Raw genomic sequence first — 19,810 nt, forward strand, 5'->3', positions numbered from 1 at the left:
GGCCGGGGTCCAGGGGCGGAGCCCCGGGCGTGCGGCGGCCGAACCCCAGGCGTGAGACCCCCCGGGCTGGATAGTGTCGCGGTATGGACGCCATGGACGCTCTGCCGACCCCGCGCACCCAAGCCGGACAGGACGGCCTCGCCGCCCTGCTCGCGCAGCCCCGCACCGCCCTGATCGGTCTGGACTTCGACGGCACGCTGGCCCCGATCGTCGCCGACCCCGAGCAGGCCCGCGCCCACCCCGGGGCCGTACCCGCCCTCGCCGCCCTCGCCCCCGAGATCGCCTCCGTCGCCGTGATCACCGGCCGGCCGCCCGAGGTCGCGGTCCGCTACGGCGGCTTCGCCGACGTCCCCGGCCTGGCGCACCTCACCGTCCTCGGCCACTACGGCGCCGAGCGCTGGGAGGCGGCCACCGGCGAGCTCACGGCCCCGCCCCCGCACCCCGGCGTGGCCGCCGTCCGCGCCGAACTGCCGGGCCTGCTGGAGCGCGCCGGAGCGGGGGAGGGCACGTGGATCGAGGAGAAGGGCCGGGCGCTGGCGGTGCACACCCGCCGCGCCCCCGATCCGCAGGCCGCCTTCGAGGCCCTGCGCGCCCCCCTCGCCGACCTCGCCACCCGGCACGGACTGATCGTCGAGCCCGGCCGCATGGTCCTGGAGCTGCGCCCACCGGGCATGGACAAGGGCGTGGCCCTCCTCGACCACGCCCGCGCCGTCAAGGCCGGCTGCGTCGTCTACGCCGGTGACGACCTGGGCGACCTCCCCGCCTTCGCCGCGGTCGAGAAGCTCCGCACCAACGGCGTCCCCGGCCTGCTGGTGTGCAGCGGCAGCACGGAGGTCACGGAACTGGCGGACCGGGCCGACCTGGTGGTCGACGGCCCGGAGGGGGTCGTGGGCCTGCTCCGGGCGCTGGCCGCTCAGCTCGGCCGGGGGTCCAGCGCCGCGAGCTGATCGAGGAACCACCGGGCCGGCGGCAGCGCGGTCGCGGCGGCGGCCAGTCGCTTCGAGCGCTCCGCCCGCGCGTCCGCCGGCAGGTTCAGCGCCTCGTGCAGGGCCCGTGCCGTCCCCGCGATGTCGTACGGGTTCACCACGAAGGCGTCCTCGCCCAGCTCCTCGTACGCCCCCGCCTCCCGCGACAGCACCAGCGCGCAGCCCTCGTCGGAGACGACGGGGACCTCCTTGGCGACCAGGTTCATGCCGTCCCGGATGGGGTTCACCAGGGCCACGTCGGCCAGCCGGTACGCGGCCAGGGAGCGGGCGAAGTCGTCCTTCACGTGCAGCACGACCGGGGTCCAGCCCGGTGTGCCGTACCGCTCGTTGATCTCGTCCGCGACCCGCCGCACCTCGGCGGTGTACTCGCGGTACACGGCGAGGTCCTGCCGGGACGGGTAGGCGAAGGCCACGTGGACGACCTTCTCCCGCCACTCCGGGTGGTCCTCCAGGAGCTGCTCGTACGCCAGCAGCCCGCGCACGATGTTCTTGGAGAGCTCCGTCCGGTCCACCCGGACGATCGTCTTCCGGCCCGCTCCGATCTCCGCCCGCAGCGCCGCCATCCGCTCGTCCACGTCCGGCTCGTGCGCCCGCTCGCGCAGGAAGTCCGCGTCCGCGCCCAGCCCGTGCACCCCGATCCGGGTGCCGGAGGGGATGCCGGGCCCGAGCACCGCGTGGCAGCAGTCCGTGAACGCGTCCGCCCACCGCCGGGTGAGGAACGCCGCCCGGTCCGCGCCCAGGATGCCGCTGAGCAGCTCGGCCGCGATGTCGTCGGGAAGGAGCCGGAAGTAGTCCGGCGGCGCCCACGGGGTGTGCGAGAAGTGGCCGATGCGCAGGTCGGGCCGGAGCTGCCGGAGCATCCGCGGGGCCAGGGCCAGGTGGTAGTCCTGGATCAGCACGGCCGCGCCCTCGGCCGCCTCCTCGGCCAGCGCCTCGGCGAACGCTCGGTTGTAGGCCTCGTACGACGCCCACTGCCGTCGGAAGCCGGCGTCGAAGACCGGCTCCAGCGGCGTCTGGTACAGCATGTGGTGGACGAACCAGAGCACCGAGTTGGCGATGCCGTTGTACGCCTCGGCGTGCACGGTCGCGTCGATGTCGAGCATCCGCACCCGCTGCCCGCCGGTCTCCTCGGCCGGCAGCAGCCCGCCGTCCGCGCGCCGGACGGCCGCCCGGTCGCCGTCGTCGAGCGCCGCGCACACCCACACCGAGTCCGCGTCGGATCCGATGGCGGACAGTCCCGAGACCAGCCCGCCGCCGCCCCGTCGGGCGTGCAGCGAGCCGTCCTCGCCCACCTGGTAGGAGACCGGGCCGCGGTTCGACGCGACCAGCACCTGAGCCTTTTGCGCAGCATCGAGCGTGGAAGCCATACGCCTCAACCTAGCCCGGCCCCGAACCGCTCAAACGTACGGCCCGCCCGGCGCGCCGACCGTATACGGCCCGTTCAGGCCACCTTCCGTTCGGCGTACTCCGCGATCTCCACCATGGGCGGCCGCTCCTCGGTGTCCACCGAGTAGGTGCGCGGCTCGAACCCTTCCTCCCCCCGCTCGAACTGGGTCAGCGCGGGCCGGATCAGATGGCCGCGGGCCAGCCGGAGCTGGGCGGTGCGGTAGATCGCGGCGGCCATCCGGCCGAGCGCCTGCCCGTCCTGGTGCCGGTGCCTGCGCACGCCCACGTCGACCTGGGCCAGCGCGTCCAGGCCCACCAGGTGCAGCGCGTCCACCAGCATGCCCAGTTCCACGCCGTAGCCGACCGGGAACGGCAGCTGTTCCAGCAGCGTGCGGCGGGCCGCGTACTCGCCGCCCAGCGGCTGCACGAACCCGGCGAGCTGCGGCCAGTGCATGTTCAGCAGCGGGCGGGCCATGAGTTCGGTGACCCGGCCGCCCTGCCCGGCACTGCCGCCGAGCGGGCGGTCGTACATCGCCTTGACCAGGTCGATGTCCGGGTCGGTGAGCAGCGGGCCGACGATCCCGGAGACGAAGTCGGAGGAGAACTCCTTGAGGTCCGCGTCGATGAAGCAGACGATGTCCCCGCCGGTGACCAGCAGCGACCGCCACAGCACCTCGCCCTTGCCGGGGACGGCCGGGATGCGCGGCAGGATGGCGTCGCGGTGGACGACCCGGGCGCCGGCGCGCGCGGCGACCTGGGAGGTGCGGTCGGTGGAGCCGGAGTCGACGACCACGATCTCGTCGACGAGCGGCACCTGTTCCACGAGGTCGTGCCGGATGACCGCGACGATGTCGCCGACGGTCTCCTCCTCGTTGAGCGCGGGCAGGACGACGCTGATGGTCTGGCCCGTGCGCTGCTTGGCGGCGAGGATCTGGTGCAGCTGTCGGTCGGCCACGGACCAGGACCGGGTGGTCAGCCAGCGCTCGACTTCTTCCAGCACAGTCTGTGGCTCCTCACTCGTGTCTCGCGGTTCGGACGACTATCTCAACTGTCCCGGCCGTCGGTTACAGTCTTGAACAACGCCGATGACCATCGCATGTCGGGGGTCGGGTGCGTTCCACAACCGCATACCGCTCATCCAGAGGGGCAGAGGGACACGGCCCGGTGAAGCCCCGGCAACCCCCCTGACCGGACTCGTTCGCGCGAGGCTCACGGCCAGGGAAGGTGCCAATTCCGTCTCACGGCGAGATGCGTCGTGAGGAAGATGAGGAGAAAGGGCCTCGCCTCCATGGCTGTGCAGACAGTTGCCACCACCAGCGAATCCACCGTCGACCTCGGCCCCGCCGCGGCCCTGAGCTGTCGCGAGTGCGGTCACCGGGTGCCGCTCGGCCCGGTCTTCGCCTGCGAGGAGTGCTTCGGCCCGCTGGAGATCGCCTACGACTTCTCCGCCTACGACACCGAGGAACTGCGCCGCCGCATCGAGGCGGGTCCCGCGAACATCTGGCGCTACGCGCCCCTGCTGCCGGTGCCGGCGGACGTCGCCGACAAGCCGAACATCAACCCCGGCTGGACCAAGCTCGTCAAGGCCGACAACCTGGCCCGCGAGCTGGGCGTGACCGGCGGTCTGTACGTGAAGGACGACTCCGGCAACCCGACCCACTCCTTCAAGGACCGGGTCGTCGCCCAGGCCCTGGAGGCCGCCCGCGCCTTCGGCTTCACCACCCTGTCCTGCTCCTCCACCGGCAACCTGGCCGGCGCCGTCGGCGCCGCCGCCGCCCGCGCCGGCTTCCGCTCCTGCGTGTTCATCCCGCACGACCTGGAGCAGGGCAAGATCGTCATGGCGGCGGTCTACGGCGGTGAACTCGTCGGCATCGAGGGCAACTACGACGACGTGAACCGCTTCTGCTCCGAGTTGATCGGCGACCCGGCCGGCGAGGGCTGGGGCTTCGTCAACGTCAACCTGCGGCCGTACTACGCGGAGGGGTCCAAGACCCTGGCGTACGAGATCTGCGAGCAGCTCGGCTGGCGGCTGCCGGACCAGATCGTGGTCCCGATCGCCTCCGGCTCCCAGCTCACGAAGATCGACAAGGGGCTCCAGGAGCTGATCAAGCTCGGTCTGGTCGAGGACAGGCCGTACAAGATCTTCGGCGCGCAGGCCGAGGGCTGCTCCCCGGTCTCCACCGCCTTCAAGGCCGGCCACGACGTCGTACGGCCCCAGAAGCCGAACACCATCGCCAAGTCCCTGGCCATCGGCAACCCGGCCGACGGGCCGTACGTCCTGGACATCGCGCGCCGCACCGGCGGTGCCGTGGAGGACGTGACGGACGAGGAGGTCGTGGACGCGATCAAGCTGCTCGCGCGGACCGAGGGCATCTTCGCGGAGACCGCAGGCGGTGTGACCGTCGGCGTCACCCGCAAGCTGCTGGAGGCGGGCGTGCTGGACCCGGCGAAGACCACGGTCGTCCTCAACACCGGCGACGGTTTGAAGACCCTGGACGCGGTGGCCGGGACCGGCCTCACCGCCACCATCCGCCCGACCCTGGACTCCTTCCGAGAGGCCGGCCTGGCATGACAGGCGTGCCGCCGGGACGCCGAACGCGATCCGCGGGCCGGTGGCGGCCGATCGCGCCCACGCGGCGGCTGCCGCACCCGCACCACGGCCCCGCGTCCCTGGGGCGCCGCCCCGCCGTACCCGAGAACCCGACCGGAGGTCTCACCGCATGAGCGTGACCGTTCGCATCCCCACCATCCTGCGCACCTACACCGGCGGGCAGGCCGAGGTCGCCGCCGAGGGCACGACGCTCGGCGAGGTCATCGCCGACCTGGAGAAGAACCACACGGGCATCGCCGCGCGCGTGCTGGACGACCAGGGCAAGCTGCGCCGGTTCGTCAACGTGTACGTCAACGACGACGACGTCCGTTTCGAGCAGGGCCTGGACACCGCGACCCCCGACGGGGCCGGCGTCTCGATCATCCCGGCGGTCGCCGGCGGCTGAGCCGCGGACCGGCGCGCTCATTACCTTCGGTAACCGCGGTTACCGACTGTTCGTCCGATTGCCCCCTCCGTGAGAGAAACGGAGGGGGCAATTCTGTGTGATTGAGCGCGGTAGAGTTGGGGAACACGGCCCCGGCCTCCGGGTCGGGGGCCCTGGATTTCCTGCCGCCCGCCCGACAAGAAGTAGCCAAAGTGTGTGGGTTGTCTGCGGCTTTTGTGGCCTTTGTGGGGCCCGACTTGCCCTGAATTCGTATGAATTCTCGCCAGATTCCGGACCGTTCGCGTCCAGAATTCTCGTCCGATTGACCTGTTGCAGACGGCAGTTGGACAGATACATTCAGCCGCGGTCGACGCGTTCCGGCGCACGCCCCCGACCAGTTGGGGGGTGAGGTCTGACCCGGGTCCGCGAAGTGTGGATCTGTGCAAGGGCCAGTAATAGGGGAGTTAGGCATGGCTCAGGGCACCGTCAAGTGGTTCAACGCGGAGAAGGGGTACGGCTTCATCGCGGTCGACGGTGGTGCGGACGTCTTCGTCCACTACAGCGCGATTCAGATGGACGGCTACCGCACCCTGGAAGAGGGCCAGCGGGTCGAGTTCGAGATCTCGCAGGGCCAGAAGGGTCCGCAGGCCGACATGGTTCGCGTCACCGCCTGAACGTTTCTTGTCCGAAGGGCCCGCACCTCGCAGAGGGTGCGGGCCCTTCGCCGTGCCCCGGTTCCGCTGTTCGCGTGCGGCTGACGGGGGCCTCCCACCCGACCAGGCGCTTGCACTCGACCATGCCGAGTGCTAATCATTGGCGTTAGCACTCTGAAGGTGAGAGTGACAGCGAAGGACCGGGTCGGTGAGGCCCGCGGGCCGGGTGGGGCAAGGAACCACGAGGCGCGCGAGCCGTCCGTCGCGGGCGCGGGCGCGGTCCGAAGGAATCACCCCCAGTCCTGGAGGGACCACTTCACATGGCCAAGATCATCGCGTTCGACGAGGAGGCGCGGCGCGGCCTCGAGCGCGGCATGAACCAGCTCGCGGACGCCGTGAAGGTGACGCTGGGCCCCAAGGGCCGCAACGTCGTCCTCGAGAAGAAGTGGGGCGCCCCCACGATCACCAACGATGGTGTCTCCATCGCCAAGGAGATCGAGCTCGAGGACCCGTACGAGAAGATCGGCGCCGAGCTGGTCAAGGAAGTCGCCAAGAAGACGGACGACGTCGCCGGTGACGGTACGACCACCGCGACCGTGCTCGCCCAGGCCCTGGTCAAGGAGGGCCTGCGCAACGTCGCCGCCGGTGCCAACCCGATGGCTCTGAAGCGCGGTATCGAGAAGGCCGTCGAGGCCGTCTCCGCCGCCCTGCTGGAGCAGGCGAAGGACGTCGAGACCAAGGAGCAGATCGCCTCCACCGCGTCCATCTCCGCCGCCGACACCCAGATCGGCGAGCTGATCGCCGAGGCGATGGACAAGGTCGGCAAGGAAGGCGTCATCACCGTCGAGGAGTCCAACACCTTCGGTCTTGAGCTCGAGCTCACCGAGGGCATGCGCTTCGACAAGGGCTACATCTCCGCCTACTTCGCGACCGACATGGAGCGCATGGAGGCGGTGCTGGAGGACCCGTACATCCTCATCGCCAACTCCAAGATCTCCTCGGTCAAGGACCTGCTCCCGCTGCTGGAGAAGGTCATGCAGTCGGGCAAGCCGCTGCTGATCATCGCCGAGGACGTCGAGGGCGAGGCCCTGTCGACCCTGGTCGTCAACAAGATCCGCGGCACCTTCAAGTCCGTCGCCGTCAAGGCCCCGGGCTTCGGTGACCGCCGCAAGGCCATGCTCGGCGACATCGCCATCCTCACGGGCGGCGAGGTCATCTCCGAGGAGGTCGGCCTCAAGCTGGAGAACGCGACCCTGGACCTCCTGGGCCGCGCCCGCAAGGTCGTCATCACCAAGGACGAGACCACCATCGTCGACGGTGCCGGCTCCTCCGAGCAGGTCAACGGCCGTGTGAACCAGATCCGCGCCGAGATCGAGAACAGCGACTCGGACTACGACCGCGAGAAGCTGCAGGAGCGCCTGGCGAAGCTCGCCGGCGGTGTCGCGGTCATCAAGGCCGGTGCCGCCACCGAGGTGGAGCTCAAGGAGCGCAAGCACCGCATCGAGGACGCCGTCCGCAACGCGAAGGCGGCCGTCGAGGAGGGCATCGTCGCCGGTGGTGGCGTGGCCCTGCTCCAGGCCTCCCAGGTCTTCGAGAAGCTGGAGCTGGAGGGTGACGAGGCGACCGGCGCCAACGCCGTGCGCATCGCCCTGGAGGCCCCGCTGAAGCAGATCGCCGTCAACGCCGGCCTTGAGGGCGGCGTCGTGGTGGAGAAGGTGCGCAACCTGACCCCGGGTCACGGCCTGAACGCCGCGACCGGCGAGTACGTCGACCTGGTCGCCGAGGGCATCATCGACCCGGCGAAGGTGACCCGTTCCGCGCTGCAGAACGCCGCCTCCATCGCCGCGCTGTTCCTCACCACCGAGGCCGTCATCGCCGACAAGCCGGAGAAGGCCGCGGCCCCGGCCGGCGGCGGCATGCCGGGCGGTGACATGGACTTCTGATCGACCTGACGGTTGATCGCCTGTCCTACGGACCGAGGGCGGCACCCCCAGCTTCCGGCTGGGGGTGCCGCCCTCGGGCGTTCCCGGGGTGGGACGAGGGTGTCCGGAATCACGTGAGGGGCTCCGGACCGGACCGGAACGCGGGCCGGTGCGCGGTGTTTACTTAAGACGCTGCAACAATGCGTGCGCACATACCAGCCGGTTCATCCCGTCCACTCACGAGGAGCCCCCCACGTGACCGTCACCACGCCCCCCGCCTCCCGCGCGGCCCGCGTCCTGTCCCGCCCGCTCACGCTGAACGGCCTCACCGTTCCGAACCGGATCGTGATGGCGCCCATGACCCGCATGTTCTCGCCGGGCGGCGTCCCGGGCGAGGACGTGCGCTCGTACTACGCCCGCCGGGCGGCCGCCGGGGTCGGCCTCATCGTCACCGAGGGCACCTACGTGGGCCACCCGTCGGCCGGCCAGAGCGACCGCGTCCCGCGCTTCCACGGCGAGGAGCAGCTCGCGGGCTGGGCGAAGGTCGCCGAGGACGTGCACGCGGCCGGCGGCACCATCGTCCCGCAGCTCTGGCACATCGGCATGGTCCGCAAGCAGGGCGACGCCCCCTTCCCGGACGCGCCCGCCGTCGGCCCCTCCGGCCTGGAGACCGCCGGCGCCGAGCCCACCGGCAAGGCGATGACGCAGACGGACGTGGACGACGTCATCGCCGCGTTCGCCGAGGCCGCTGCCGCCGCCGAGCGCATCGGCTTCGACGGCGTGGAGCTCCACGGCGCCCACGGCTACCTCCTAGACCAGTTCCTGTGGGCGGGCACCAACCGCCGTACCGACGCGTACGGCGGCGACCCGGTGGCCCGCACCAGGTTCTCCGCGGAGATCGTCGCCGCGGTGCGTGCGGCGGTGTCACCGGACTTCCCGGTCATCTTCCGCTACTCGCAGTGGAAGCAGCAGGACTACACCGCCCGGCTCGCCGAGACCCCCGAGGAGCTGGAGGCCATCCTCACCCCGCTCGCGGCGGCCGGTGTCGACGTCTTCCACGCCTCCACCCGCCGCTACTGGCTGCCCGAGTTCGACGGCTCCGAGCTGAACCTGGCCGGCTGGACGAAGAAGCTCACCGGCAGGCCCGTCATCACCGTCGGCTCGGTCGGCCTCGACGGCGACTTCATCAACGCCTTCCAGGGCGAGGGCTCCCCGGTCAAGGGCATCGACAACCTGCTGGACCGCCTGGAGGCCGACGAGTTCGACCTGGTGGCCATCGGCCGCGCGCTGCTCCAGGACCCCGAGTGGGCGGCCAAGGTGCTCTCCGGCCGCTTCGACGAGCTCAAGCCGTACGACGCGGCGGCCGCGAAGACCCTGAGCTGACCGGCGTCACCCCCGGGGGCCGCCGGCCGCTAGAGGTTGCCCATCGGCTCGATGTCGACCCGTACCGGCGTCCCCCACACCCGCAGCACCTCGTAGTCGGTGAACTCGTGCACCAGCCGGTACGCCATGGCGGGCCGGGAGCCGCGCCGCTGGGCGGCGAGATACGCCTCCGCCTCGCGCCGGTCCCGCCGCGGCGTCCCGCACAGCTGCCACTCCTGGCCGTTCCACAGCTCCGGCAGCCACCGCTGCTGCGCCTGCGGCCGGTCACCGCGGACGCCGTACCGGGAGGGGGCGGAGGGGGCCGGCTCGCCCGGCCGGGGCCGGCCGCCCTGGAACTCCGACCGGCGGGCGGCCCGGCGCCGGGTCTCGCACAGCAGGCACAGGTCGGGCGCGCTCTCGTCCACCGGTCCCTGCGGGTGCTCGGGGCAGCGGGTGGTGGGCGCGGCGGTGGTCACGGTGTCGTCCAGCAGGTCGAGGGCGCGCCGCAGGTCGTCCTTGATCTCGTGCAGCCGGGCGTCCGGCGTGTCGGCGGTCAGGGCCTCCCCGTGCTCCCCGAGCAGCCGGAGAGCCCGTCCTAGGGCGGTGAGCTGGGCGTGATTCATGTCGGTGGGTGCCTCCTCCCCTCCATGGTGCCCTGACCGCACGGTCCGTCAGCCTGCCGCGTGGCCCAGCGCCGTGCGCAGATGACCGCCGGACTCCTCCAGGAGGCGGGCCGCCGTCGGGCCGTCGACGCCGGCGAGGAGGGCCAGGATCGCGTGCTTCACCTCGCCGCCGGTCTCCGTGAGAGCCCTGGCGATGTCGGCGTCGCTCGCGCCCGTGGCCAGGGAGACGATCCGGTGGGAGCGGGCCCGGAGCTTGTCGTTGGAGGCGCGCACGTCGACCATCAGGTTCCCGTACGTCTTGCCGAGCCGGATCATCGTGATCGTCGAGAGCATGTTCAGCACCAGCTTCTGGGCCGTGCCCGCCTTCAGCCGGGTGGAGCCGGTGATCAGCTCCGGGCCGACGACGACCTCGATGCCGTGCTCGGCGGCGGCGGCCAGCGCGCTGCCCTCGTTGCAGGCGAGGCCGACGGTCAGCGCGCCGAGCGCCCGGGCGTGCTCGACGGCGCCGACCGCGTACGGGGTGCGGCCGGAGGCGGAGACGCCGACCACGGTGTCGTCCGGGGTGAGCTTCAGCGCGTCCAGGTCCCGGCGGGCCAACTCCTCGGAGTCCTCCGCGCCTTCGACCGAGGTGACCATGGCCGCGGGACCGCCCGCGATCAGGCCGACGACCTGCTCGGGGTCGGTGTTGAAGGTGGGCGGGCACTCGGAGGCGTCCAGCACGCCCAGCCGGCCGGCGGTCCCGGCGCCGGCGTAGACGAGCCGTCCGCCCCGGCTCATGCGCGCGGCGACCGCGTCGACGGCGGCGGCGATCCGCGGCAGCTGCGTCGCCACGGCGGCGGGCACGCCCGCGTCCTCGCCGTTCATCAGCCGGGCGATGTCGAGGGTGGGCAACCGGTCGATCTCGGCGAGTTCCGGACGGAAGGCCTCGGTGGTCAACGAGGCCAGCTGGTCGCGCAGGTCGTGAGAGGTCATAGGGGGGTGGCTCTCTCCGGTGACGTGTGACGGGGGTGGTGAACCTTCCTGCGGCTCCTTCCTACCCTCTATCGCGAACCGCTCCGGTGCCGGTGCGCCAACGCCTCGTAGGAGGCGGCCAGCGCGGGTGCCGCCGTCTCGTACGTCCGCTGCGCCACTCCCACGAACAGACAGTCCACGACCAGCAGCTGACTCGTCCGGGAGGACATCGCGGCGGGCCGCAGCTCCGTCTCCCGTGACGTCGACGTCGTCAGCACGAGGTCGGCGTACTGCGTGACCGGCGAGTTCGGCCGCCCGGTGATGGCCACCGTCGTCGCCCCGCGTTCGAAGGCCGTCCGGAGCGGTTCGATGACGTCCCCGGTCGACCCGGAGTGCGTGATCGCCAGGGCCACGTCACCCGAACGGAGCTGCACCGCGTTGGTCACCGCGAGATGCGGGTCGCTGTGCGCGTGGGCTATGAGCCCTATCCGCAGCAGCTTCTGGGTGAGGTCCTGGGCGACGAGCCCGGACGCCCCTATGCCGTACACGTCGGTGCGGCGGGCGGCGGCCAGCGCGGTGACGGCCGCGCCGAGCTGGCCGGTGTCGAGTCCGGCGGCGGTGTCGGCGAGGGTCTGCTGCTCCTCGTAGGCGAGCTTGGTGACGACGTCGGCGATGGGATCGTCCACCGCGATGTCCGTCGTGATCGCGGGTGCGCGCCCGGACTGCTGCTGGGCGGCGAGCCCGGCGAGGGCGAGCCGCAGGTCGCGGTAGCCCGGATAGCCGAGCAGCCGGGCGGTGCGGACGACCGTCGCCTCGCTGGTGCCGGTGAGTTCGGCGAGGCCCGTGACCGTGAGGGCGGCGCAGCCGGCCGGGTCACCGGCGACGGCCTCGGCGACGCGCTGCATGGACCGGGTCATGGACGGGGCGAGCGTGCGCACCTTGGCGGCGAGCGATCCGCCCGGGCTGCCGAAAATTTCCTTCACGTCCTGGGTCACATGTGAAAGATATTTTCGGTTCGGTGTCGCGGTCAAGAGTGCGCACAATGGGGTGCATGGACCCCATCAGCCCCCTGGAGCAGTCATTGCACGCGGCCCGCGCCCGCGTGCTCGCGGATCTCGTCGCGGGAGAGGTCGCGGAGGCCGACGTCGTCTCGCTGGTGGAGGACTCCATCGCCCAGCGGCGCTGGTGGGTCGAGCAGTGGCCGGACGGCGCGGCCTTCGTGGCCGGGCTGGTCGCCCAGGACGTGCAGGACGCGCTGCTGGAGCGGTACGGCCGCTGGCCGCTGTGCCCGGCCTGCGGCTCCGGCGACCCGCACGCGCTGGACGTGGAGCCGGAACTGGGTCCCGATCCGCACTGGGTGTGCCACAAGGCCGGCGTGAAGGTCGCGTCGGTGGGCTCGCTGGGGCCGGCCCTGCGCGGGACGACGTCCTCATGAGGCGCCGGTGACCCTCTACATCGACCCGCCGACCTGGCCCGGCCACGGGCGCATGTGGTCGCACCTGGTCAGCGATGTGTCGTACGACGAACTGCACCTGTTCGCCGAGGGCCTGGGCATGCCCCGCCGGGCCTTCGACAGCGACCACTACGACGTCCCCTCCCACCGCTACGCGGACGCGGTGGCGGCGGGCGCGGTGCAGGTCAGCAGCCGTGAAGTGGTCCGCCTGCTGCACTGCGCCGGTCTGCGCAGGCGCAAGGGGCGTCAGGCCCGGCGGACGTAGAGCCGCAGTCCCGTCTCCATGGCGTCCTCGTCGTGGGCGGTGCGCTCCTCCTCCACGGTCGCGCGGGTGAACCCCGCCCGGGCCACCACCCGTTGGGAGGGCAGGTTGGCCGGTTCGATCGTGGCGACGACCGTGTCGACGTCGTCCCGGGCCAGCGCCCACTCGGTCAGCGCGCGCAGCGCCTCGGTGGCGTAGCCGTGGCCGCGGGCGCTCTCGACCAGGTCGTAGCCGATCTCCACCCGGCGCTCGTCGTCCGGGGCGCCGTGGAAGCCCATGCCGCCCACCGCCCGGCCGTCCTCGGCGCGCACGAGGGCGAAGACCCCGAACTCCGGACGGTGCACGCCGGCTTCGTACGCCTTCAGCAGGTGGGAGCAGGCCTCCCGGGTGCCCTCGTACGGGCCGTCGTCCAGCCACTGGAAGCCGCCGTCGCCGCCGAGGGCCAGATCGCGGGCGGCGGCCGGGCGGATGCCGGTGAGGGTGACGCGTCCGGCCGGCAGGACGAGGTTGTTGTACCAGGTCCAGTCGGTGACCGGGGCGCGGCCGGGCAGCTCGCCGCGGCCGGTCGCCCACAGCAGCGTCGGCCAGGGCGCGGGGCCGGGCTGGACGTGCGGGAAGAGCCAGGCCAGGACGGATTCGGCGAGCTCGGCGGGCGGTTCGTAGGGCAGGCCCAGGCCCCGGGCGATGTCGTGGGTGTGCAACAGGGCCTCGGCGACGCCCATCGCGGCGAAGCCCTCCCGGTCGGCGCTGCCGAAGTGGACGGGGTGGAAGGCGCGGACGCCGGGCGGGGTGGTGCGTACGGCGGCGGCCAACAGGGCGCCGGTGGCCTCGATCACCTGGAGCAGGCCGGCGTTGTCGGTGCCCTCGGGGAGGGTGATCCGCAGCGGGAGGCGGTCCTGGGCGCGGCCGGCGAGGCGGCTCGCGTACGCGGCGAAGTCCTCGGCGATGTGGAAGGCCGTGGTGCGGCAACTCCATTCCAGGCCGGCCGCGTTCACCGCGTCCCAGTCCCGGTCCAGCGCCTCGCGCAGTGCCGCCGCGCAGCTCGCGACGGCCGCCTCCACCTGATCCCCGCTCATCGTCCGCATGCGCGCACAGTACGGCGGGGGCGTCCTCAGGTCGACAGCATTTCCAGCTCGGACGTGAGGTTGTAGCGGGCGGTGGCCTCCCAGTGCTCCTGCCCGTACGGGGTGCGGTACAGCCGCGGGAGGGCGAGGAGTTGGCGCAGGATCGCCGAACGGCCCTCCCGGAAGGCGTCGCCCGGTACGAAGTGGTACTCCTCGCGGACCTCGGCGGTGTAGACGGCGTACGCCGAGGGGGGTGCGGCCAGGATCGCGAGGTCGGCGTCGCACAGCACCTGCCCGTCGCGGTCGTCGCCCGCCGGGTCGTGGGTGACGGTGAGCCGGACCAGCCGGGCCACCTCGGCCGTCTTCGCCTCCGGCACACCGGCCTCGGGCAGGGCGCGCTCGGCCAGCCGTGCGGACCGCTCCTCGTTCTCGGACCGTTCGGGGAGGTAGACGGCGTCGTGGAACCAGGCGGCGAGGCGGACCACGTCCGGGTCGGCCGCGTACTCCTCCAGCACGTCGACGTGGTCGAGCACGGCGGTGAGGTGGGCCACCGTGTGGTAGCGGCGCTGCGGTTCCTGCCAGCGGGCGAGCAGGTTGTCGGCGTAGGGGACGGGGTCGGGGCCGCCGCCGGGGGCGCGGACTGCTTCCAGGGCGCGGGCGAAACGGAGGCGCAGGGCGTCGAGGTCGGCCATGTCCCCCATTGTGTCGGGTGCCGGCCCCGTGCCGACCGGGTGCCGGCCCCGTGCCGACCGGGTGTCGGCCCGTGCTCTCCGGTGCCGTGTCCGTGGCTGCCCGTGCTCTCCGGTGCCGTCTTCCTGGTGGCCGTCTTCGTGGTGGCCCGTGCTGTCCGGTGCCGTCTTCCTGGCGGCCCTTGCCGCCGGGGCGGCCCGAGTCGTCCCGTGGGGGCGCCCCGGCCCGGCTGCCCATCCGTTTCCCGCGTGACGGCCGTCCGTCGGCGCCCCTAGCGTGACCCCCATGACCGAGACGCAGGAAGTACGCGATCCCGAGCTCCCCGGGCGGCTGCTGGCCGTCGAGCGTGACGCCCTCGTCCCGCTGCTGCGGTCCCGGCCCGACGCCGACTTCGCGCTGCCGTCGGCCGGGTGCCCGGGCTGGACGGTGCGGGACGTGCTGGCGCACTGTTCCGCCGCGCTGATGCGGGTGGTGGAGAACCGGTTCGAGAAGGGCGTGTTCTCACCGGAGTCGAACGAGCGGGACATCGCCGAGCGGGCCGGCTGGACGAACGCGCGCGTCGTGGACGAGCTGGAGCGCGGGATGACGGAGGCCGGACCGGTGATCGCCGGGACGGACGGCTCACTGGACATGATCGCGCTGGGTGAGTGGGTGCACGCCGGCGACGTGCGGGAGGTACTGGGGGCACCGGGGGCGTACGCCGGAGCGGGGCTGCCCGACGCGCTGACGCTGCTGGCGCGGATCACCCGCGAGAAGGAGCACGTGCCGCTCCACGCCGACCTCGACGACCTGGACGAGCCGCTGCGGCTCGGTGCGATGGCCGCGGGCGGCCCGCCCGCCCGGTACATCGGCGACGCGGCCACGCTCGTACGGCTGTACGCCGGGCGGCCGCTGAACGGGGCGTCCTACGAGCTGGCCGGGGCCCGGGAGGGGGAGCTGAACATCTTCGGATGAGTGGCGTCCCCGGGCAGGCGTAGTCTTGGATTGGACTAGACCTGTAGCGCCGATGAATGGGGTGCCATGAGCAAGCGTGCAGTCCTGGAGGTGATCGCTCTCGATGTCGAGGACGCGGTCGCCGCCCAGGCCGGAGGCGCGGACCGGCTGGAGCTGGTCACCGAGATGGCGGCCGACGGGCTCACCCCCGCGCCCGCCACCGTCGCCGCGATCCGCGCCGCCGTCGACATCGATCTGCGCGTGATGCTCCGTCTCGCGGACGGCTTCGCGGCCGGTGACCTGGACCGGCTGATCGGCGTGGCCGACGCGCTGCGGCAGGCCGGCGCCGACCAGTTCGTGCTCGGGTTCCTCGCCTCGGACGGCGGTGTCGACCTGGGCGCGGTGGAGCGGGTCGTCGACGCGCTCGGCGGCTGCCGCTGGACCTTCCACCGGGCCATCGACCGGGCCGCCGACCGGGACGCCCTGCGCAAGCAGCTCGCCGACCTGCCGGGTCTGGACACCTACCTCACCGCCGGCTCCGCCACGGGCGTGGACGACGGCATGCCCACGCTGCTCGCCGAGGCGGCGCACGACGGCGAGCCCGGGTACGAGCAGCAGATCATGGTCGGCGGCGGACTGCGCCTCGACCATGTCGCGCGGCTGCGCGCGGGCGGGATCGAGGCGTTCCACATCGGCGGCGCGGCCCGCCCCGACGGCTGGCGGGGCCAGGTCTCGGCGGACGCGGTCGCCCAGTGGCGCACGGCCCTGGACGGCGACGCCGCCTAGGCCCGTACGGGGTGCGCCCGGAGCGGGTGCGGCGCCCTACCCGGCGAGCTGCGGCGGCAGTGGTGCCGTGTGCGTCACGATCAGGCCCGACACCGCACGGGTCAGCGCCACGTACAGGCGCCGCAGGCCCGTGCGTTCGTCCGGCTCGCCGTCCACCACGGCCTGCGGCTCGTCCAGGACCACGTAGTCGTACTCCAGACCCTTGGCGAGCGAGGCCGGGACCAGGGTCAGCCGCGTCTCGCGGGTGGTCTCCTCACCGGGGGCCAGGTACGAGACGCCGGCCGCCGTCAGGGCCTCGGCCAGCGCCGGAACACGGGCGTCGGCGGCGATCAGGCCGGTCGAGCCCTCGTTGCGCAGCAGCTCCGCGCACGCGGCGACGACGTCCGCCGTCCCCGTGGCCGTACGGACCTCGAAGAACCCGGGGTTCTCCCGGACGGAGGCGACCGGGGTGAGGCCGGGCGCGATGTGCGGCAGCAGCCGGGAGGCGTACGCGATGACGTCCGTCGGCACGCGGAAACCGGCCGTCAGCTCCTCGACGGCCCCTTCCGGCTTGCCGAGATGGGCCAGTGCCTCCGCCCAGTTCCGGGTCGCCCACGGGGTCGTCCCCTGCGCGAGGTCGCCCAGCACGGTCGCGCTGCCGGTGGTGCAGCGGCGGCCGACGGCCCGGTACTGCATGGGGGAGAGGTCCTGCGCCTCGTCCAGGACGACATGGCCGAGCGAGTGCGTGCGCTGGATGAGGTCGGTCGCCTCGTCGATCAGCACGGCGTCCGCCGGCGACCACTTGGCCGACTTCACGCTGCGCACCGGCCTGGCCCACAGGATCGTCTTCTGTTCGTCCTCGTCCAGGAGCCCGGCCGCGTGCTCGGCGAGGAACTCGGCGTCCGTGAGCAGCCGCAGCACCAGCTTGGCCGGGTCGACGGCCGGCCAGAGGGCCTTCACGGCCGCCTTCACCGCGCTGTTGCGGGCGACCGCGTCCTGCACCCGGTCGTCCGGGGCCTCCCCGGCCCGCTCCATCTGCACCAGTACCGCGTGCGCGACGCGCTGCGGCAGGGCCTCGCGGGCGGCACCGTAGCGGATGTCCCGGTCCAGCAACTCCCGGACGATCTCCTCCAGTTCGTACGCCGGCACCCGCCAGCGCCGCGAGCCGCGCACGACCACGACCGGCTCGGTGGGCATGGTCACGTGGGAGTACAGGGCGCGCCTGAGGACCTCGGCCATCCGGGCGTCGCCCTTGACGATCGCGGCGGCGGCGTCGTCCGTGCCGCGCACCTCCACCTGCGCGACCAGGTCGTCCACGGTCGCCTGCCGCACGCTCAGCTCTCCCAGCGCCGGCAGGACCTGCTCGATGTAGTGCAGGAAGGACCGGTTCGGCCCGATGACCAGCGTGCCGGTGCGGGCCAGCCGCTCCCGGTGGGCGTAGAGCAGGTACGCGACCCGGTGCAGGCCGACGGCGGTCTTCCCGGTGCCCGGACCCCCCTGCACGCAGACCGTGCCGCCGAGCCCGCTGCGGACGATCTCGTCCTGCTCCGGCTGGATGGTGGCGACGATGTCCCGCATCGGGCCGACGCGGGGCCGCTCGATCTCCTGCTGGAGCAGCTTGCTGGTCGTGGCGGTCTCTGCCGGGTCGGAGAGGTGCTCGTCCTCGTAGGCGGTCAGGTCGCCGCCGGTGTACCCGAAGCGGCGGCGCAGCCCGATGTCCATGGGGTCCTTCTTGGACGCCCGGTAGAACGGCTGCGAGACCGGCGCGCGCCAGTCGATGACCATCGGGTCGCCGTCGGCGTCGTGGACGTGCCGCCGCCCGATGTAGAACCGCTCTCCCTCGGCGCCCTCGGCCCGCTCCGCGCCAGGTGCGTGCAGGTAGTCGAGCCGGCCGAAGAACAGCGGGGTGTCGCTGAGGTCGGCCAGTGCCTTGATGCGCTCGTCGATCTGGCGGGAGAGCACCGCGGCGTTGACCCAGTTGGCGGTGACGTCGCTGATGTCGAGTGCCTCCACGTCCTCCCGCATGGCGCGCAGGGCGGCACGGGACGCGGCGAGGTGGGAGCGCTCTCGGGCGAGGGGGTCGTCGAGCGGGTCGTGGGCGGGCGTGGACAAGGGGGTGCCTCCGGTGGGCCTGCTGCGTGGGCTACGACGATGCCGCCCGGTTTCCGGCCGGGCGACGGCACTCCGTGGGGAGGCGGGCAAGAGCGGAGATTTTAGGGGAGGGGGCGGGGCGGGGGCCAATGGATTTTCCGGCCCGGTTCCGCCGGAGCTCGTCGGTGGTGCGTCCCCTGCGGGCCCCGTCCCCTAGGGGGCAGGGGGACTCAGGTCCAGGGGCGGTGTCCACCCGGGGGTCTACGCGGGGGCGTCCCGAATTGGACCCGCGGACCGATGCGGGTGAGGGGTCCCGAGTTCCACCATGGAGACATGAGCGCAGCAAGCATCACACCGGCCCCCGTCCGCCCCCCGTCCGGAGCCACGGCAGTCGACGGCCCCCACCACCACCTGCTCGGCAACGCCCTGCGGGCCGTGAAGGTGTTCCTGGAGGCGGCCTTCAGCGTCGTCATCCTCGGCGAGTACGGCGAGGAAGCGGGCATACACCACAAGTGACGGCATAGGGTCGCGTCCGTGCGGAAACGGACGTTGACGCCCTCCTGCCCTGCCCTGCTCCTCCTCGCCCTCTCCCTCGCCGCCTTCCTCACGCTGTGCGTCCTGCGCGGCGCACCCATGGCCGATCTCCTCGTCTACCGGGCCGAGGGCGCGGCCGTGGTCCACGGCACCGACCTGTACGGCTTCACGGTCACCGAGTGGCACCTCCCGGCGACCTATCCCCCCTTCGCGGCGATCCTGTTCGTCCCCGCGGTCTGGCTCCCGGTCCCGGTCCTGAAGGCGCTCTTCCTCGCGGGCAACGCGCTCCTGCTCGCCACCCTGGTCGCCCTCTCCGCCCGCCTGGCCTCCCGGCCCCTGCCCCCGACCCCGCTCTGCACGGCCACGGCCCTCGCCCTGTGGCTGGAACCGGTCTTCCAGACGCTCCTGTTCGGGCAGATCAACCTGGCCCTCGCCTGCCTCGTCCTGTGGGACCTGACCCGCCCGGCCGGCGCCCGTGCCAAGGGCCTGGCCCTCGGGATGGCGGCCGGTGTCAAGCTCACCCCGGCCGTGTTCATGGCGTACCTGCTCCTGCGCGGCCGGGTGCGGGAGGCCGCGACGGCGGGGACGGCCTTCGCGGGGACGGTCGCGCTCGGTGCCGCCCTGCTGCCCGCGGCGAGCGCGGACTTCTGGACCCGGCGGCTGTACGAGACCGGGCGGGTGGGCAAGGCGTGGATCGTGGACAACCAGTCCCTGCGCGGGCTGGTCGCCCGGGCGCTGGGCGACCCCGCGCCGGGCCTGGCCTGGGCGCTCCCGGCGGCGGTGGTCGCCGTGGCGGGCCTGGGGCTGGCCGCACGGGCCCGCCGGGAGAGCCACGGCGTCCTGCTGGCCGCGTGCACGGTCCTGCTGGTCTGCCCGATCAGCTGGACCCACCACTGGGTGTGGTGCGTACCGCTGCTCGTCGTGCTGCTGGCGGAGGGCCGCACCCGCACGGCCGTACCGGTGGCCCTGGTCTTCACCGCCCGCACGATGTGGCTGGTGCCCCACGAGGGCACCCGCGACCTGGAACTGGCCTGGTGGCAGCAGCCGTTGGCGGCCGCGTACCCCCTTCTGGCCCTGGGGCTGCTCATCGCGTACGACAGCGCGACCGGCCGCCGCTGTGCACCGGCCCCGGCCTCAAGTCCCCGGTGAGGAGGCCGGAC

Annotated in this window: 20 protein-coding genes and 1 riboswitch; of the genes, 12 read left to right on the forward strand and 8 right to left on the reverse strand. The window is 72.8% G+C overall.

What is annotated here, in order from left to right; translation table 11 throughout:
- Positions 1 to 83 precede the first annotated feature (83 nt).
- Positions 84 to 947: a trehalose-phosphatase gene (gene otsB / locus C3492_RS00755; protein ID WP_103809746.1), complete on the forward strand. Its 864-nt coding sequence runs from the start codon at positions 84 to 86 to the stop codon at positions 945 to 947.
- On the opposite strand, the gene C3492_RS00760 is transcribed toward otsB, so the two are convergent.
- Both C3492_RS00760 and C3492_RS00765 read right to left on the reverse strand, forming a co-directional pair.
- Entirely contained in the window at positions 914 to 2,353 is a 1,440-nt protein-coding gene (locus C3492_RS00760) for a trehalose-6-phosphate synthase (protein ID WP_103809747.1), read from the reverse strand. The genes otsB and C3492_RS00760 overlap by 34 nt on opposite strands.
- Before the next feature lie 74 nt (positions 2,354 to 2,427).
- Complete coding sequence (locus C3492_RS00765) at positions 2,428 to 3,372, reverse strand: glucosyl-3-phosphoglycerate synthase (RefSeq protein WP_103809748.1); 945 nt, start codon at positions 3,370 to 3,372, stop codon at positions 2,428 to 2,430.
- Positions 3,373 to 3,503: 131 nt separating this feature from the next.
- A riboswitch (SAM riboswitch) is annotated at positions 3,504 to 3,643 on the forward strand.
- A gap of 17 nt (positions 3,644 to 3,660) precedes the next feature.
- On the opposite strand from C3492_RS00765, the gene thrC reads away from it, so the two are divergent.
- The 5 genes from thrC to C3492_RS00790 all read left to right on the forward strand — a co-directional run bounded on the left by thrC (position 3,661) and on the right by C3492_RS00790 (position 9,305).
- Positions 3,661 to 4,944: a threonine synthase gene (gene thrC, locus C3492_RS00770; protein ID WP_103809749.1), complete on the forward strand. Its 1,284-nt coding sequence runs from the start codon at positions 3,661 to 3,663 to the stop codon at positions 4,942 to 4,944.
- Between the two features lie 148 nt (positions 4,945 to 5,092).
- The gene (locus tag C3492_RS00775; protein ID WP_103809750.1) at positions 5,093 to 5,368 is read left to right on the forward strand and encodes a MoaD/ThiS family protein; all 276 of its coding nucleotides are present in this window, start codon (positions 5,093 to 5,095) and stop codon (positions 5,366 to 5,368) included.
- Between the two features lie 449 nt (positions 5,369 to 5,817).
- A complete protein-coding gene (locus C3492_RS00780; protein ID WP_004986573.1) occupies positions 5,818 to 6,021 on the forward strand; it encodes a cold-shock protein in 204 nt (67 codons plus the stop codon).
- Positions 6,022 to 6,320: 299 nt separating this feature from the next.
- The gene (groL, locus tag C3492_RS00785) at positions 6,321 to 7,943 is read left to right on the forward strand and encodes a chaperonin GroEL (protein ID WP_014673417.1); all 1,623 of its coding nucleotides are present in this window, start codon (positions 6,321 to 6,323) and stop codon (positions 7,941 to 7,943) included.
- Positions 7,944 to 8,177: 234 nt separating this feature from the next.
- Entirely contained in the window at positions 8,178 to 9,305 is a 1,128-nt protein-coding gene (locus tag C3492_RS00790) for an NADH:flavin oxidoreductase (protein WP_103809751.1), read from the forward strand.
- A gap of 29 nt (positions 9,306 to 9,334) precedes the next feature.
- On the opposite strand, the gene C3492_RS00795 is transcribed toward C3492_RS00790, so the two are convergent.
- The 3 genes from C3492_RS00795 to C3492_RS00805 form a co-directional block, all read right to left on the reverse strand.
- Complete coding sequence (locus C3492_RS00795; protein ID WP_103809752.1) at positions 9,335 to 9,907, reverse strand: hypothetical protein; 573 nt, start codon at positions 9,905 to 9,907, stop codon at positions 9,335 to 9,337.
- Between the two features lie 48 nt (positions 9,908 to 9,955).
- Positions 9,956 to 10,879 (reverse strand): N-acetylmuramic acid 6-phosphate etherase, encoded by a 924-nt coding sequence (gene murQ, locus C3492_RS00800; RefSeq protein ID WP_103809753.1) that lies wholly within the window; start codon positions 10,877 to 10,879, stop codon positions 9,956 to 9,958.
- A gap of 68 nt (positions 10,880 to 10,947) precedes the next feature.
- Positions 10,948 to 11,853, reverse strand: a complete 906-nt coding sequence (locus C3492_RS00805) for a MurR/RpiR family transcriptional regulator (protein ID WP_103809754.1) — start codon at positions 11,851 to 11,853, stop codon at positions 10,948 to 10,950.
- A gap of 56 nt (positions 11,854 to 11,909) precedes the next feature.
- Between C3492_RS00805 and C3492_RS00810 the strand changes: the two genes are divergently transcribed.
- The gene (locus C3492_RS00810; protein ID WP_103809755.1) at positions 11,910 to 12,293 is read left to right on the forward strand and encodes a hypothetical protein; all 384 of its coding nucleotides are present in this window, start codon (positions 11,910 to 11,912) and stop codon (positions 12,291 to 12,293) included.
- A 7-nt stretch (positions 12,294 to 12,300) separates the two neighbouring features.
- Positions 12,301 to 12,576 (forward strand): DUF4031 domain-containing protein, encoded by a 276-nt coding sequence (locus C3492_RS00815; RefSeq protein ID WP_103809756.1) that lies wholly within the window; start codon positions 12,301 to 12,303, stop codon positions 12,574 to 12,576.
- On the opposite strand, the gene C3492_RS00820 is transcribed toward C3492_RS00815, so the two are convergent.
- On the reverse strand, positions 12,558 to 13,649 hold the full coding sequence (locus C3492_RS00820; protein WP_181140151.1) for a GNAT family N-acetyltransferase: 1,092 nt from the start codon (positions 13,647 to 13,649) through the stop codon (positions 12,558 to 12,560). The two genes, C3492_RS00815 and C3492_RS00820, sit on opposite strands and share 19 nt — an antisense overlap.
- 35 nt (positions 13,650 to 13,684) lie before the next feature.
- A complete protein-coding gene (locus C3492_RS00825; protein ID WP_103809758.1) occupies positions 13,685 to 14,329 on the reverse strand; it encodes a hypothetical protein in 645 nt (214 codons plus the stop codon).
- 283 nt (positions 14,330 to 14,612) lie between these two features.
- On the opposite strand from C3492_RS00825, the gene C3492_RS00830 reads away from it, so the two are divergent.
- Positions 14,613 to 15,281: a maleylpyruvate isomerase family mycothiol-dependent enzyme gene (locus C3492_RS00830; RefSeq protein ID WP_181140126.1), complete on the forward strand. Its 669-nt coding sequence runs from the start codon at positions 14,613 to 14,615 to the stop codon at positions 15,279 to 15,281.
- A gap of 66 nt (positions 15,282 to 15,347) precedes the next feature.
- A complete protein-coding gene (locus C3492_RS00835) occupies positions 15,348 to 16,046 on the forward strand; it encodes a copper homeostasis protein CutC (protein WP_103809760.1) in 699 nt (232 codons plus the stop codon).
- A gap of 36 nt (positions 16,047 to 16,082) precedes the next feature.
- Here C3492_RS00835 and C3492_RS00840 read toward each other — a convergent pair whose 3' ends face one another.
- Positions 16,083 to 18,137, reverse strand: coding sequence for a UvrD-helicase domain-containing protein (locus tag C3492_RS00840; protein ID WP_103809761.1), 2,055 nt, complete (start codon positions 18,135 to 18,137; stop codon positions 16,083 to 16,085).
- Positions 18,138 to 18,449: 312 nt separating this feature from the next.
- On the opposite strand from C3492_RS00840, the gene C3492_RS00845 reads away from it, so the two are divergent.
- Both C3492_RS00845 and C3492_RS00850 read left to right on the forward strand, forming a co-directional pair.
- Positions 18,450 to 18,632, forward strand: a complete 183-nt coding sequence (locus tag C3492_RS00845) for a hypothetical protein (RefSeq protein ID WP_103809762.1) — start codon at positions 18,450 to 18,452, stop codon at positions 18,630 to 18,632.
- Positions 18,633 to 18,665: 33 nt separating this feature from the next.
- Entirely contained in the window at positions 18,666 to 19,799 is a 1,134-nt protein-coding gene (locus tag C3492_RS00850) for a glycosyltransferase 87 family protein (protein ID WP_103809763.1), read from the forward strand.
- Positions 19,800 to 19,810: the final 11 nt, after the last annotated feature.

It is taken from the genome of Streptomyces sp. Ru62 (assembly GCF_002920615.1).
Taxonomy (GTDB): Bacteria; Actinomycetota; Actinomycetes; order Streptomycetales; family Streptomycetaceae; genus Streptomyces.